Source organism: Pseudomonas sp. GW456-L12, assembly GCF_059424045.1.
This window is the reverse complement of sequence record NZ_JBWKZA010000057.1, coordinates 1-15,636: the sequence shown is the minus strand read 5'-3', so window position 1 is coordinate 15,636 and position 15,636 is coordinate 1. Positions and strand designations below refer to the sequence as shown.

General features: G+C 55.9%; 13 protein-coding genes and 1 tRNA gene. All 14 read right to left on the bottom strand.

Annotated elements, in window-relative coordinates; translation table 11 throughout:
* Nucleotides 1-182, bottom strand: a 182-nt coding sequence (locus AC07Y9_RS31790) for a GTP-binding protein (RefSeq protein ID WP_239690444.1), incomplete at its 3' end; no start/stop codon positions are given.
* A gap of 30 nt (nt 183-212) precedes the next feature.
* A complete protein-coding gene (gene fusA, locus AC07Y9_RS31785; RefSeq protein WP_102681223.1) occupies nt 213-2,342 on the bottom strand; it encodes an elongation factor G in 2,130 nt (709 codons plus the stop codon).
* Nucleotides 2,343-2,372: 30 nt separating this feature from the next.
* Nucleotides 2,373-2,843 (bottom strand): 30S ribosomal protein S7, encoded by a 471-nt coding sequence (gene rpsG / locus AC07Y9_RS31780; RefSeq protein ID WP_007925959.1) that lies wholly within the window; start codon nt 2,841-2,843, stop codon nt 2,373-2,375.
* Nucleotides 2,844-2,953: 110 nt separating this feature from the next.
* Complete coding sequence (rpsL, locus tag AC07Y9_RS31775; protein WP_003186084.1) at nt 2,954-3,325, bottom strand: 30S ribosomal protein S12; 372 nt, start codon at nt 3,323-3,325, stop codon at nt 2,954-2,956.
* A 200-nt stretch (nt 3,326-3,525) separates the two neighbouring features.
* On the bottom strand, nt 3,526-7,725 hold the full coding sequence (gene rpoC / locus AC07Y9_RS31770; RefSeq protein ID WP_007925958.1) for a DNA-directed RNA polymerase subunit beta': 4,200 nt from the start codon (nt 7,723-7,725) through the stop codon (nt 3,526-3,528).
* A 64-nt stretch (nt 7,726-7,789) separates the two neighbouring features.
* Nucleotides 7,790-11,863, bottom strand: coding sequence for a DNA-directed RNA polymerase subunit beta (gene rpoB, locus AC07Y9_RS31765; protein ID WP_007925957.1), 4,074 nt, complete (start codon nt 11,861-11,863; stop codon nt 7,790-7,792).
* Nucleotides 11,864-12,082: 219 nt separating this feature from the next.
* Nucleotides 12,083-12,448, bottom strand: a complete 366-nt coding sequence (rplL, locus tag AC07Y9_RS31760) for a 50S ribosomal protein L7/L12 (protein ID WP_007925956.1) — start codon at nt 12,446-12,448, stop codon at nt 12,083-12,085.
* An 80-nt stretch (nt 12,449-12,528) separates the two neighbouring features.
* A complete protein-coding gene (gene rplJ / locus AC07Y9_RS31755; protein ID WP_007925954.1) occupies nt 12,529-13,029 on the bottom strand; it encodes a 50S ribosomal protein L10 in 501 nt (166 codons plus the stop codon).
* A 198-nt stretch (nt 13,030-13,227) separates the two neighbouring features.
* Complete coding sequence (gene rplA, locus AC07Y9_RS31750; RefSeq protein ID WP_007925952.1) at nt 13,228-13,923, bottom strand: 50S ribosomal protein L1; 696 nt, start codon at nt 13,921-13,923, stop codon at nt 13,228-13,230.
* Nucleotides 13,923-14,354, bottom strand: coding sequence for a 50S ribosomal protein L11 (gene rplK / locus AC07Y9_RS31745; protein ID WP_003176435.1), 432 nt, complete (start codon nt 14,352-14,354; stop codon nt 13,923-13,925). Before rplK ends, rplA begins: the two co-directional genes overlap by 1 nt.
* A gap of 118 nt (nt 14,355-14,472) precedes the next feature.
* Nucleotides 14,473-15,006, bottom strand: coding sequence for a transcription termination/antitermination protein NusG (gene nusG, locus AC07Y9_RS31740; protein WP_002555501.1), 534 nt, complete (start codon nt 15,004-15,006; stop codon nt 14,473-14,475).
* Between the two features lie 9 nt (nt 15,007-15,015).
* On the bottom strand, nt 15,016-15,384 hold the full coding sequence (secE, locus tag AC07Y9_RS31735; protein WP_009045851.1) for a preprotein translocase subunit SecE: 369 nt from the start codon (nt 15,382-15,384) through the stop codon (nt 15,016-15,018).
* 45 nt (nt 15,385-15,429) lie between these two features.
* A tRNA-Trp gene (locus AC07Y9_RS31730) sits at nt 15,430-15,505 on the bottom strand.
* A 54-nt stretch (nt 15,506-15,559) separates the two neighbouring features.
* The coding region (locus AC07Y9_RS31725) for an EF-Tu C-terminal domain-related protein (protein ID WP_494990235.1) at nt 15,560-15,636 on the bottom strand (77 nt) is incomplete at its 5' end.

Genomic DNA, 15,636 nt, shown 5'->3' with positions numbered 1-15,636 from the left:
ATACCACGAGCCTTTTCTTCCGGGGCGCTGTCGATCTTGTCGAAGTCAACACGAGCCGAACCGAAAACCTCGGAGCAAACACGAGTCAGTGCAGCGGTCAGAGTAGTTTTACCGTGGTCAACGTGACCGATGGTGCCAACGTTGACGTGCGGTTTGTTACGTTCAAATTTTTCTTTAGCCACGACAGTGAACCTCTTGCCTAAAGGGCTGGATTAGCCTTGTTTTTTAACGAGTGCTTCGACGATATTCGACGGAGCTTCGGCGTACTTGGAGAACTCCATAGAGTAGCTCGCGCGACCCTGGGACATGGAACGAACGTCGGTCGCATAACCGAACATTTCACCCAGCGGCACTTCAGCACGGATAACCTTGCCAGAGACCGAGTCTTCCATACCCTGGATCAGACCACGACGACGGTTCAGGTCACCCATCACGTCACCCATGTAGTCCTCAGGGGTTACTACTTCAACCTTCATGATCGGCTCAAGAACTACGCCCTTGCCCTTCTCACGCAGCTGCTTGGTCGCCATGGAGGCCGCTACCTTAAACGCCATCTCGTTAGAGTCGACGTCGTGGTAAGAACCATCAAACACGGTAGCCTTCAGGCCGATCAGCGGATAGCCGGCGACAACGCCGTTCTTCATCTGCTCTTCGATACCCTTCTGGATTGCCGGGATGTATTCCTTCGGAACCACACCACCAACGACCTCGTTGGCAAACACCAGACCTTCAGTGATATTGCCTTTTTCGTCGACGTCTGCCGGAGCAAAACGGATCCAGCAATGACCGAACTGGCCACGACCGCCGGATTGACGAACGAACTTACCTTCAACTTCACAGCCGACGGTGATCTTCTCGCGGTAGGAAACTTGCGGCTTACCGATGTTGGCTTCGACGTTGAACTCGCGCTTCATGCGGTCAACGAGGATGTCCAGGTGAAGCTCACCCATACCCGAGATGATGGTCTGACCAGTTTCTTCGTCAGTCTTGACGCGGAACGACGGGTCTTCCTGAGCCAGCTTGCCCAGTGCAATACCCATCTTCTCCTGGTCTTGCTTGGTTTTCGGCTCAACAGCCACCGAAATCACCGGCTCAGGGAAGTCCATACGCTCGAGGATAACCGGGCTGGCAGCATCACACAGGGTGTCACCAGTGGTGACGTCCTTCATGCCGATCAGCGCAGCGATGTCGCCCGCGAGCACTTCCTTGATTTCTTCACGCTGGTTGGCGTGCATCTGCACCATACGACCAACGCGCTCTTTCTTGCCCTTGACCGAGTTGATTACGGAGTCGCCAGACTGCAGCATGCCCGAGTAAACGCGCACGAAAGTCAGGGTACCCACGAACGGGTCAGTAGCAATCTTGAACGCCAGAGCCGAGAACGGCTCGCTATCGTCGGCGTGACGCTCGATTTTCGGAGCGTTTTCGTCGTCGATGTTGTCCGGATGGATACCCTGGATTGCAGGGATCTCGGTCGGAGCAGGCAGGTAGTCGATGACAGCATCGAGAACCAGCGGAACGCCCTTGTTCTTGAACGAGGAACCGCAGACAGCCGGAACGATCTCGCTGGCCAGGGTGCGCGCGCGCAGGCCTGCCTTGATCTCTTCGACAGTCAACTCACCTTCTTCAAGGTACTTGTTCATCAGCTCTTCGCTGGCTTCGGCAGCAGCTTCAACCATGTTGGAGCGCCACTCGTTAGCCAGGTCCAGCATATCGGCAGGAATTTCTTCCTCGCGATAGGTAGTACCCTTGTCGTCGTCGTTCCAGTAGATAGCCTTCATCTTGATCAGATCGATCTGACCTTCGAAGTTATCTTCCGCACCGATAGCCAGTTGAACTGGAACCGGAGTGTGACCCAGACGGTTTTTGATCTGAGCAACAACGCGCAGGAAGTTGGCACCGGCACGGTCCATCTTGTTCACGTAAACAACACGTGGAACGCCGTATTTGTTGGCTTGACGCCATACGGTTTCGGACTGAGGCTCAACACCGGAAGTACCGCAGAACACAACGACCGCGCCGTCGAGTACGCGCAGCGAACGCTCTACTTCAATGGTGAAGTCTACGTGGCCCGGGGTATCGATAACGTTTACACGATAGTTATCGTATTGGCCGCGCGAACCTTTCCAGAAGGTAGTTACAGCAGCAGAGGTAATGGTGATACCACGCTCCTGCTCCTGCACCATCCAGTCGGTGGTAGCAGCGCCGTCATGCACCTCACCCATCTTGTGGCTGAGACCTGTGTAGAACAGGATCCGCTCGGTAGTGGTAGTCTTGCCCGCGTCAACGTGGGCACAGATACCAATGTTACGGTAGCGGTTGATTGCTGTAGTACGAGCCATAAAGCCCTCGCAAAATGAATGATGCCGATATTAGAAGCGGTAGTGCGAGAAAGCCTTGTTGGCTTCAGCCATACGGTGTACGTCTTCACGCTTCTTAACTGCAGCACCCTTGCCTTCGGCAGCATCCAGCAGTTCGCCAGCCAAGCGCAGAGCCATAGACTTCTCGCCGCGCTTACGGGCGAAGTCTACCAACCAGCGCATTGCCAGAGCGTTACGACGGGACGGACGAACTTCGACCGGAACCTGGTAAGTAGCACCGCCAACACGGCGCGACTTCACTTCGACCAGCGGAGCGATGGCGTCGAGAGCTTTCTCGAAGATTTCCAGGGGATCGCTGTTCTTGCGTTCTTTAACTTTTTCCAGCGCGCCATAAACGATACGCTCGGCAACGGCTTTCTTGCCGCTTTCCATTACGTGGTTCATGAACTTGGCGAGGATCTGGCTTCCGTATTTCGGATCGTCCAGAATCTCACGTTTGGCTGCTACGCGACGTCTTGGCATGATAAGCCCTCAAACGGTCTTCAGGTTAGCTCGGGACAGTTGATCCAAAGGACTCGTGCCCGACCTTACTCTTATCGACTCAATAAAATAATTAACTGCAAAACGACCGATTACTTCGGACGCTTGGTACCGTACTTCGAACGACCTTGGTTACGACCTTTAACGCCGGAGGTATCCAGGGAGCCGCGAACGGTGTGGTAACGAACACCTGGCAAGTCTTTTACACGACCGCCGCGGATCAGTACCACGCTGTGCTCTTGCAGGTTGTGGCCTTCACCACCGATGTACGAGGAAACCTCGAAACCGTTGGTCAGGCGCACACGGCATACTTTACGCAGTGCCGAGTTAGGTTTTTTCGGCGTAGTGGTATACACGCGAGTGCACACGCCACGACGTTGCGGGCAGTTCTGCAGCGCAGGCACGTCGGATTTCTCGACGATACGCTTACGCGGCTGACGTACCAGCTGGTTGATAGTTGCCATCTACTAGCTCCACTGTTGTCTTTCGACATAAACAAAATGGCAGGGCGCAAGCCCCACCAAATTTAGGGGTACAAGAGTCTAAAGAGGATCTTGTCCCCAGTCAAGGCAAGGCCCCGGCCTCCCCTATCAGCGAACCCCGACAAAATCGTCTTGATTCGTGAGCGGAAAAGCCAGGGCCCTATCTCAATCTACTGCAGACCTCAGTTACCGCTGGAGTTCAGCGCTTCGGTCAGTGCAGCTTCAACTTCACTTGCGCTTACGCGCAGAGGCTTGTCTGCATCACGGCGACGCTTACGCTCACTGTGATAGGCCAGGCCAGTACCAGCCGGGATCAGGCGACCCACGACCACGTTTTCTTTCAGGCCGCGCAGGTAATCGCGCTTGCCGGTTACCGCCGCTTCGGTCAGTACGCGAGTGGTCTCTTGGAAAGAGGCCGCCGAGATGAACGATTCGGTCGACAGCGACGCCTTGGTGATACCCAGCAAAACGCGGGTGAACTTGGCGACAAACTTGTCTTCGGTGTTCAGACGCTCGTTCTCTACCAGTACGTGAGTCAGTTCCATCTGGTCGCCCTTGATGAAGCTGGAATCGCCGGATTCAGCGATCTCAACCTTACGCAGCATCTGACGCAGAATGGTCTCGATGTGCTTATCGTTGATCTTCACGCCCTGCAGGCGGTAAACGTCCTGGATCTCGTTCACGATGTACTTGGCCAGCGCACTTACACCCAGCAGACGCAGGATGTCGTGTGGATCGCTTGGACCGTCGGAGATAACTTCGCCGCGGTTTACCTGTTCGCCTTCGAAGACGTTCAGGTGACGCCACTTCGGAATCAGCTCTTCGTACGGATCGCTACCGTCGTTCGGGGTAATGACCAGACGGCGCTTGCCCTTGGTCTCTTTACCGAACGCGATGGTGCCGCTGACTTCAGCCAGGATCGAGGCTTCTTTCGGACGACGAGCTTCGAACAGGTCGGCAACACGCGGCAGACCACCGGTGATGTCACGGGTCTTCGAAGTTTCTTGCGGGATACGAGCGATAACATCACCGATCGCGATCTTCGCGCCGTCCGCTACACCGACCAGGGCGTTGGCTGGCAGGAAGTACTGAGCAATTACGTCAGTGCCTGGCAGCAACAGATCCTTGCCGTTGTCGTCGACCATCTTCACGGCAGGACGAATGTCTTTACCGGCAGCTGGACGATCTTTCGCGTCAAGTACTTCAATGTTGGTCATACCGGTCAATTCGTCAGTCTGACGCTTGATCGTGATGCCTTCTTCCATGCCCACGTAGGTCACGGTACCTTTCATTTCGGTAACGATCGGGTGAGTGTGCGGATCCCACTTGGCCACGATAGAGCCAGCGTCGACCTTGTCACCTTCTTTAACCGAAATCACAGCACCGTACGGCAGCTTGTAACGCTCACGCTCACGACCGAAGTCGTCAGCGATCGCCAGCTCGCCGGAACGGGACACAGCAACCAGGTGACCATCCACTCGCTCAACGTGCTTCAGGTTATGCAGACGGACGGTACCGCCGTTCTTCACCTGAACGCTGTCGGCCGCGGAGGTCCGGCTTGCCGCACCACCGATGTGGAACGTACGCATCGTCAGCTGGGTACCCGGCTCACCGATGGACTGAGCAGCGATAACGCCGACAGCTTCACCGATGTTCACCTGATGACCACGAGCCAAGTCGCGGCCGTAGCACTTGGCGCAAATGCCGTAGCGGGTTTCGCAACTGATCGGCGAACGCACGATCACTTCGTCGATGCTGTTCAGCTCGATGAACTCGACCCACTTCTCGTCGACCAGAGTGCCGGCAGGAACGATGACGTCCTCGGTACCTGGCTTGAATACGTCACGGGCAATAACACGACCCAACACGCGCTCACCCAACGGCTCTACAACGTCGCCGCCTTCAATGTGCGGAGTCATTACCAGGCCATGTTCGGTGCCACAGTCGATCTCGGTTACAACCAGATCCTGCGCCACGTCCACCAGACGACGAGTCAGGTAACCGGAGTTCGCAGTTTTCAACGCGGTATCCGCCAGACCTTTACGAGCACCGTGAGTCGAGATGAAGTACTGGAGTACGCTCAGACCTTCACGGAAGTTCGCAGTAATCGGCGTTTCGATGATGGAACCGTCCGGCTTGGCCATCAGACCACGCATACCGGCCAGCTGACGAATCTGTGCTGCGGAACCCCGCGCACCCGAGTCGGCCATCATGTACATCGAGTTGAAGGATTCTTGCTCGACTTCGTCGCCGTGACGGTCGATGACTTTCTCTTTCGAGAGGTTGGCCATCATCGCCTTGGAGACTTCGTCGTTCGCTTTCGACCAAAGGTCGATCACTTTGTTGTACTTCTCGCCCTGGGTTACCAGGCCGGAGGCGTACTGGCTCTCGATCTCTTTCACTTCGTCGGTGGCAGCACCGATGATGCGGGCTTTTTCATCCGGGATAACGAAGTCGTTAACACCGATGGAAACGCCGGAAATGGTCGAGTAGGCAAAACCGGTGTACATCAACTGGTCAGCGAAGATCACAGTCTCTTTCAGACCAACCACGCGGTAGCACTGGTTGATCAGCTTGGAGATCGCCTTTTTCTTCATCGGCAGGTTGACGACGTCGTACGACAGCCCTTTTGGCACAACCTGGAACAACAGCGCACGGCCGACAGTGGTGTCGACGATACGAGTGTTGGTCACGCTGCCGCCATCACGGTCATTGACGGTTTCGGTGATCCGCACCTTGACCTTGGCATGCAGTGCGGCTTCGCCGGCACGGAATACACGGTCAACTTCCTGCAGATCAGCGAACACACGACCTTCGCCCTTGGCGTTGATCGCTTCACGAGTCATGTAGTACAGACCCAATACAACGTCCTGCGACGGAACGATGATTGGCTCACCGTTGGCTGGCGACAGGATGTTGTTGGTCGACATCATCAACGCACGCGCTTCCAGCTGGGCTTCCAGTGTCAGCGGTACGTGCACGGCCATTTGGTCGCCGTCGAAGTCGGCGTTGTACGCAGCACAGACCAGAGGGTGCAGCTGGATAGCCTTACCTTCGATCAGTACTGGCTCAAACGCCTGGATACCCAGACGGTGAAGGGTCGGTGCACGGTTGAGGAGCACTGGGTGTTCGCGAATCACTTCGGCGAGAACGTCCCAGACCTCTGGCAGCTCGCGCTCGACCATTTTCTTCGCGGCTTTGATGGTGGTGGCCAGGCCACGCATTTCCAACTTGCCGAAAATGAACGGTTTGAACAGCTCGAGAGCCATTTTCTTAGGCAGACCGCACTGGTGCAGACGCAGGGTCGGGCCTACGGTAATTACCGAACGACCGGAGTAGTCAACACGCTTACCGAGCAAGTTCTGACGGAAACGACCTTGCTTACCCTTGATCATGTCGGCCAGGGATTTCAGAGGACGCTTGTTGGAACCGGTGATAGCGCGACCACGACGACCGTTGTCGAGCAATGCGTCGACGGCTTCCTGCAACATACGCTTTTCGTTGCGCACGATGATGTCCGGAGCGGACAGATCCAGCAGGCGCTTCAAACGGTTGTTACGGTTGATCACTCGACGATACAGATCGTTGAGGTCGGAAGTCGCGAAACGACCGCCATCCAGCGGGACCAGTGGACGCAGATCTGGCGGCAGAACCGGCAGAACGGTCAGCACCATCCACTCTGGCAGGTTGCCGGAACCCTGGAAGGCTTCCATCAACTTCAGACGCTTGGACAGCTTCTTGATCTTGGTTTCCGAGTTGGTTTGCGGAATCTCTTCGCGCAGACGGCCAATCTCGTGTTCCAGGTCGATAGCGTGCAGCAGCTCGCGGACAGCCTCGGCACCCATGCGGGCGTCGAAGTCGTCACCGAACTCTTCCAGCGCTTCGAAATACTGCTCGTCGTTCAGCAGCTGACCTTTTTCCAGGGTGGTCATGCCCGGGTCGATAACGACGTAGCTCTCGAAGTAGAGAACGCGCTCGATATCACGCAGGGTCATGTCCATCAGCAGGCCGATACGGGACGGCAGCGATTTCAGGAACCAGATGTGGGCAACCGGCGAAGCCAGTTCGATGTGCGCCATGCGCTCACGACGAACCTTGGCCAGTGCAACTTCAACGCCGCACTTCTCGCAGATCACGCCACGATGCTTCAAGCGCTTGTACTTACCGCACAGGCACTCGTAATCCTTTACCGGGCCAAAGATCTTGGCGCAGAACAGGCCGTCACGCTCAGGCTTGAACGTACGGTAGTTGATGGTTTCCGGCTTTTTAACTTCACCGAACGACCACGAACGGATCATCTCAGGCGAGGCCAATCCGATACGGATGGCGTCGAACTCTTCGACTTGACCCTGGTTTTTCAGCAAATTCAGTAGGTCTTTCAAGGCCTTTCCTCCTGGCGGAGCAGAGAGCGGGCAATCCTGCCCCGCTCTCGATTCGCGTCACGTGTTATTCGGTTTCCAGATCGATATCGATGCCGAGGGAACGAATTTCTTTGATCAACACGTTGAAGGACTCGGGCATGCCCGGCTCCATACGGTGATCGCCGTCCACGATGTTTTTGTACATCTTGGTCCGACCGTTCACATCGTCCGACTTCACTGTGAGCATTTCTTGCAGAGTGTATGCAGCACCGTATGCTTCCAGTGCCCAGACCTCCATCTCCCCGAAACGCTGACCACCGAACTGCGCCTTACCACCCAGCGGCTGCTGGGTAACCAGGCTGTACGAACCGGTAGAACGAGCGTGCATCTTGTCGTCTACCAAGTGGTTCAGCTTCAGCATGTACATGTAGCCAACAGTAACCGGGCGCTCGAACTTGTTGCCGGTACGGCCGTCGGTCAGCTGCATCTGGCCGCTTTCTGGCAGGTCCGCCAGTTTCAGCATGGCCTTGATTTCGCTTTCCTTGGCACCGTCGAACACCGGAGTGGCCATCGGCACGCCGCCGCGCAGGTTCTTCGCCAGATCCAGGATTTCCTGATCGGAGAAGCTATCCAGATCTTCATTACGACCGCCGATTTGGTTGTAGATCTCGTCCAGGAACTTACGCAGTTCCGCAACCTTGCGCTGCTCTTCGACCATGCGGTTGATCTTCTCGCCCAGACCTTTGGCCGCAAGGCCCAGGTGGGTTTCGAGAATCTGACCAACGTTCATACGCGAAGGTACGCCCAACGGGTTGAGGACGACGTCGACCGGGGTGCCGTTGGCATCGTGCGGCATGTCTTCAACCGGCATGATCACGGAGACCACACCCTTGTTACCGTGACGACCGGCCATCTTGTCGCCCGGCTGGATGCGGCGGCGGATTGCCAGGTAAACCTTGACGATTTTCAGCACGCCTGGAGCCAGGTCATCGCCCTGCTGCAGTTTGCGCTTCTTGTCTTCGAACTTGTCGTCCAGCAGACGGCGGCGATCAACGATGTAGGCCTGGGCCTTCTCGAGCTGCTCGTTCAGAGCATCTTCAGCCATGCGCAGTTTGAACCACTGACCATGCTCAAGACCGTCGAGTACTTCGTCGGTGATTTCCTGACCTTTCTTCAGACCGGCGCCGCCTTCGGCCTTGTGGCCGACCAGAGCGGAACGCAGACGCTCGAAAGTGGCGCCTTCAACGATACGGAACTCTTCGTTCAGATCCTTACGGATCTCGTCGAGCTGGCTCTTCTCGATCGACAGGGCACGAGCGTCACGCTCCACGCCGTCGCGAGTGAAGACCTGTACGTCGATGACAGTACCCTTGGTACCGGTAGGCACACGCAGGGAAGTGTCTTTAACGTCACTGGCTTTTTCACCGAAGATTGCACGCAGCAGTTTCTCTTCCGGAGTCAGCTGGGTCTCGCCTTTCGGAGTGACCTTACCGACCAGGATGTCGCCTGCGCCAACTTCAGCACCCACATAAACGATACCGGCTTCGTCCAGCTTGTTCAGTGCAGCCTCGCCCACGTTCGGGATGTCTGCAGTGATTTCCTCTGGGCCAAGCTTGGTGTCACGGGCCACACAGGTCAGTTCCTGGATGTGGATCGTGGTGAAGCGGTCTTCCTGAACCACGCGCTCGGACAGGCAGATGGAGTCTTCGAAGTTGAAGCCGTTCCATGCCATGAACGCGATGCGCATGTTCTGACCCAGAGCCAGCTCACCCATGTCGGTGGACGGACCGTCGGCCATGATGTCGCTACGCTGAACCCGATCGCCCTTGCTCACCAGCGGACGCTGGTTGATGCAGGTGTTCTGGTTGGAGCGGGTGTATTTGGTCAGGTTGTAGATGTCGACACCGGCTTCGCCTGGTTCAACTTCGTCATCTGCAACACGAACCACGATACGGCTGGCGTCAACCGAGTCGATCACGCCGCCACGACGAGCCACGACGCAAACGCCGGAGTCACGGGCAACGTTACGCTCCATGCCGGTACCTACCAGCGGCTTGTCGGCACGCAGGGTTGGTACAGCCTGACGCTGCATGTTCGAACCCATCAACGCACGGTTGGCGTCGTCGTGCTCGAGGAACGGAATCAGCGACGCCGCAACCGAAACTACCTGCTTCGGCGAAACGTCCATCAAGGTGACGTCTTCCGGCGCCTTGACGGTGAATTCGTTCAAGTGACGAACAGCTACCAGCTCATCGATCAGCTGACCTTTATCGTTCATGGTCGCCGAAGCCTGGGCGATCACGTGATCGGCCTCTTCGATAGCGGACAGGAACACGATCTCGTCGGTCACCAGACCTTCTTTCACCACACGGTACGGGCTCTCGAGGAAACCGTACTGGTTGGTGCGAGCATAGGCCGCCAAGGAGTTGATCAGACCGATGTTCGGCCCTTCCGGCGTTTCAATCGGACATACACGACCATAGTGAGTCGGGTGTACGTCACGAACTTCGAAGCCTGCGCGCTCACGGGTCAGACCGCCCGGGCCGAGTGCGGAGACACGACGCTTGTGGGTGATCTCGGACAGCGGGTTGTTCTGGTCCATGAACTGGGACAGCTGGCTGGAACCGAAGAACTCTTTCACCGCCGCAGCCACAGGCTTGGCATTGATCAGGTCTTGCGGCATCAGGCCTTCGCTTTCAGCCATCGACAGACGCTCTTTGACCGCACGCTCAACACGCACCAGGCCAACGCGGAACTGGTTCTCGGCCATTTCGCCTACGCAGCGAACACGACGGTTACCCAGGTGGTCGATGTCATCGACGATGCCTTTGCCGTTACGGATGTCGACCAGTGTCTTCAGAACAGCAACGATGTCTTCCTTGCACAACACGCCCGAACCTTCGATCTCGGTACGACCGATACGACGGTTGAACTTCATCCGGCCGACCGCAGACAGGTCATAGCGCTCAGGGCTGAAGAACAGGTTGTTGAACAGGGTCTCGGCCGCATCCTTGGTTGGAGGCTCGCCAGGACGCATCATGCGATAGATCTCGACCAACGCTTCCAGCTGGTTGGTGGTGGAGTCGATCTTCAGAGTGTCGGAAACGAACGGACCGCAATCGATATCGTTGGTGTACAGCGTTTCGATACGCACGACCTGAGCCTTGGCGATCTTCGCCAGGATCTCGGTGTTCAGCTCAGTGTTGCACTCTGCCAGGATTTCGCCAGTGGCCGGATGCACGATGACCTTGGCGGTAGTACGACCCAGGACGTAGTCCAGAGGCACTTCCAGCTCTTTGATCCCGGCTTTTTCCAGCTGGTTGATGTGACGAGCGGTAATACGACGACCCTGCTCGACAATAACCTTGCCTTTGTCATCCTGAATATCGAGGACTGCAATTTCACCGCGCAGGCGCTGAGGCACCAGCTCCAGGCTCAGGCTTTCGCCGCGCACATGGAATACGTTGGTGGTGTAGAAAGCATCCAGCACTTCTTCAGTGGTGTAGCCCAGCGCACGCAGCAGTACCGATGCAGGAAGCTTGCGACGACGGTCGATACGCACGAACACGCAGTCTTTCGGGTCGAACTCGAAGTCCAACCAGGAACCGCGGTAAGGAATGATACGCGCGGAGTACAGCAGCTTACCGGAGCTGTGCGTCTTGCCACGGTCGTGGTCGAAGAATACGCCAGGGGAACGGTGCAGCTGGGAAACGATTACACGCTCGGTACCGTTGATTACGAAGGTACCGTTCTCAGTCATCAGGGGGATTTCACCCATGTAGACTTCTTGCTCTTTGATGTCCTTGATCGCTTTGTTCGACGATTCTTTGTCGAAAATGATCAGACGAACTTTTACCCGCAAAGGTACGGCGTAAGTTACACCGCGCAGCACGCATTCTTTGACATCAAATGCCGGTTCGCCCAAGCGATAACCGACATACTCCAACGCAGCATTGCCGGAGTAGCTGATGATCGGGAAAACGGATTTGAAGGCCGCATGCAGGCCCACGTCGCGGAACTGATCTTTAGTCGCTCCCGCTTGCAAGAATTCACGATACGAATCCAGCTGGATGGCCAGGAGGTACGGCACATCCATGACGTCCGGCAACTTGCTAAAGTCCTTGCGGATACGTTTTTTCTCAGTATATGAGTAAGCCATCAGCGTTCCCCAGCTTGGTCACCTGCTTATTTGGCCCCTCCCGACGGGAGCAGCCAGAAAATCGTGCAAACCCTTTGGTTTGCTCCACCGCACAGGGTGGTTACAGCACGTTAGAGACACCAACCCAGTCGGCTGCCAATAACGGAAAAAGGCCGGTGGCAAGAGCCACCAGCCATCAGCCTCAGCTTAACGCTTGGGCTGGAGACACAAAGTCGATGCTTACTTCAGCTCGACTTTAGCGCCTGCTTCTTCCAGAGCTGCTTTGGCTTTGTCAGCGGCTTCTTTAGCAACGCCTTCCAGAACCATGGCAGGAGCACCGTCAACTACAGCCTTGGCTTCTTTCAGGCCCAGACCGGTCAGTTCACGTACAGCCTTGATCACGTTAACTTTCTTCTCGCCAGCTTCGGTCAGCATGACGTTGAATTCAGTTTGCTCTTCAACAACAGCGGCGGCAGCAGCTGGACCAGCAGCGGCAACAGCAGCGGTAACGCCGAAGGTTTCTTCCATTGCTTTGATCAGCTCAACAACTTCCAGAACGGTTTTCTGGCCGATTGCTTCGATGATTTGCTCGTTAGTCAGAGACATGACTATAAATTCCTGTATTGGGGTGACAGCCTACGCAGCCATCAAATTAAACATATGATTTTGAAAGGGCTTGCAGTGCCTTAGGCAGCAGCAGCTTCTTTCTGGTCGCGAATGGCCGCCAGAGTACGAGCCAGCTTGCTGGTAGCGCCTTGGATCACGCTCATCAGCTTCGCAATAGCTTCGTCGCGAGTTGGCAGCGAAGCCAACACGTCGATCTCGTTTGCTGCGAGGTACTTGCCCTCGAACGCAGCTGCCTTGATCTCGAACTTTTCCTGACCCTTTGCGAACTCTTTGAAAATACGAGCAGCAGCGCCCGGATGTTCCTTGGAGAATGCAATCAGGGTAGGGCCGACGAACGCGTCGTTGAGCACGTCATATTGAGTGCCTTCAACAGCGCGCTTGAGCAGGGTGTTACGTACGACACGTACATACACGCCAGCTTCGCGGGCCTCTTTACGGAGTCCGGTCATAGCGCCTACTGTCACACCACGGGCATCAGCCACGACAGCGGACAGAGCGCCTTTGGCAGCCTCGTTGACTTCAGCGACGATGGCCTTCTTGTCTTCGAGTTTAATTGCCACGGGTTTAACTCCTGCTTGTTACCGTTTCATCCAACCGAGGTCGGATGTCGTTTTGGTGTCTGATTCGGTAAGGAACCGGGAGCACCATCTGCGTAGGCTTGTGGTTTAAGACTTGCGTCGCCTACGGTCTTGGATAGCCCCCGCCAGGCAGGGACCCCAATCTTTCAATTGGCGCAATCTCTTGCGCCAACCTGTGTCTTATACGTCCAGCGAGCCTTGGTCGATGACCAGACCTGGGCCCATGGTGGTGCTCAGGGTAACTCGCTTGACGTAGATACCTTTCGAGGAAGCTGGCTTGATACGCTTCAGGTCAGCGATCAGGGCTTCAACGTTTTCCTTCAGCTTGACGGCGTCGAAGCCGACCTTGCCAACGGAGGTATGGATAATGCCGTTTTTGTCGGTGCGATAACGAACCTGACCAGCCTTGGCGTTTTTAACAGCGCCAGCTACGTCTGGAGTTACGGTACCAACCTTAGGGTTAGGCATCAGACCACGTGGACCGAGGATCTGGCCCAGCTGACCTACAACGCGCATTGCATCCGGGGAAGCAATAACTACGTCATAGTTCAGGTCGCCGCCTTTCATTTCGGCAGCCAGGTCGTCCATGCCTACGCGATCAGCGCCGGCAGCCAGGGCAGCTTCAGCAGCTGGGCCTTGGGTGAACACAGCTACACGTACAGTCTTGCCAGTGCCGTGTGGCAGCACGGTAGCGCTGCGAACAACCTGGTCGGATTTACGTGGATCAACGCCCAAGTTTACAGCGACGTCAACAGACTCGCTGAACTTGACGGTCGACAGCTCGGTCAGGAGAGCAGCTGCGTCTACGAAGCTGTAGGCCTTGCCCGCTTCAATCTTGCCGGCGATAGCCTTTTGGCGCTTGGTCAGCTTAGCCATTACACACCCTCCACGTTAAGGCCCATGCTACGAGCAGAACCGGCGATAGTACGCACGGCTGCATCCATATCAGCTGCAGTCAGATCCGCGTTTTTGGTTTTCGCGATTTCTTCCAGCTGAGCACGGGTAACGGTGCCAACCTTAACGGTGTTCGGACGAGCGGAACCGCTGGTCAGGCCAGCAGCTTTCTTCAGCAGAACCGAAGCAGGGGTGCTCTTAGTTTCGAAAGTGAAGCTGCGGTCACTGTAAACAGTGATGATCACAGGAGTCGGCAGACCTGGCTCAAGACCCTGGGTACGGGCGTTGAAGGCCTTGCAGAATTCCATGATGTTCACGCCGTGCTGACCCAGTGCTGGACCGACGGGTGGACTTGGGTTGGCCTGTGCGGCCTTCACTTGCAGCTTGATGTAAGCAGTAATCTTCTTAGCCATGAGGCACTCCAATTACGGGTTCAAACGCCTGGAAAGGCTCCCCGGTTACTTGCGCGTTTATCCCAGTGACGACAAAACCCCACAGCCTTGGGCTGCGGGGTATGGGATTCTCGTTCAGCTATGCCTTTTCGACCTGACTGAACTCCAGCTCTACCGGAGTAGAGCGACCGAAAATGAGCACAGCCACTTGGATCCGGCTCTTTTCGTAGTTAACTTCTTCGACGGTGCCGTTAAAGTCAGCGAACGGACCATCGGTAACACGAACAACCTCACCCGGCTCGAACAGAGTCTTAGGCTTAGGCTTGTCACTACCATCAGCAACACGACGCAGAATGGCTTCTGCCTCTTTGTCCGTGATTGGCGCAGGCTTGTCGGCAGTACCACCGATAAAACCCATCACCCGAGGAGTATCCTTGACCAAGTGCCAAGTACCCTCATTCATATCCATCTGAACCAGCACATAACCTGGGAAGAACTTGCGCTCGCTTTTGCGTTTCTGGCCATTACGCATCTCAACCACTTCTTCAGTGGGAACCAGAATTTCACCAAAGCCATCTTCCATGCCAGCCAGCTTTACGCGCTCGATCAACGAACGCATTACATGCTTCTCGTAACCCGAGTAAGCATGCACAACGTACCAACGCTTAGCCACGGGACACCCTTAGCCAACAATCAAGGAAACGAGCCAGCCGAGCAGGGAGTCAAGCCCCCACAACAGCAACGCCATAACCAGAACAACAGCCACTACGATCAACGTGGTCTGCGTGGTTTCTTGGCGAGTTGGCCATACGACTTTACGAATCTCGGTGCGAGCTTCCTTAACCAGTACAAAGAAAGACTTGCCCTTGGCAGTCTGCAGGCCTACAAAGGCAGCTACAGCAGCGATAGCAAGCAAAGCGAGTACGCGGTACAGGATCGGCGAAGCGGAGTAATACTGATTACCGACAACGCCAACGACCACCAAAGCAACTACTACAAGCCACTTGAGCAGGTCGAAGCGAGAGCCTTGAGCTTCAGCTTTAGGAGTCATCTATGAAGATCCTGTGAAAAGAAAGCCAGAAACACCGAGTGAATCTGGCAGGTCAGGAGGGAATCGAACCCCCAACCTACGGTTTTGGAGACCGTCGCTCTGCCAATTGAGCTACTGACCTAAAAACAAAATCAGGCCGACCATTATGCCGGCCCGATGAAGATATATCAAGAACTTACTCGATGACTTTGGCTACGACGCCAGCGCCGACGGTACGACCGCCTTCACGGATAGCGAAACGCAGACCATCTT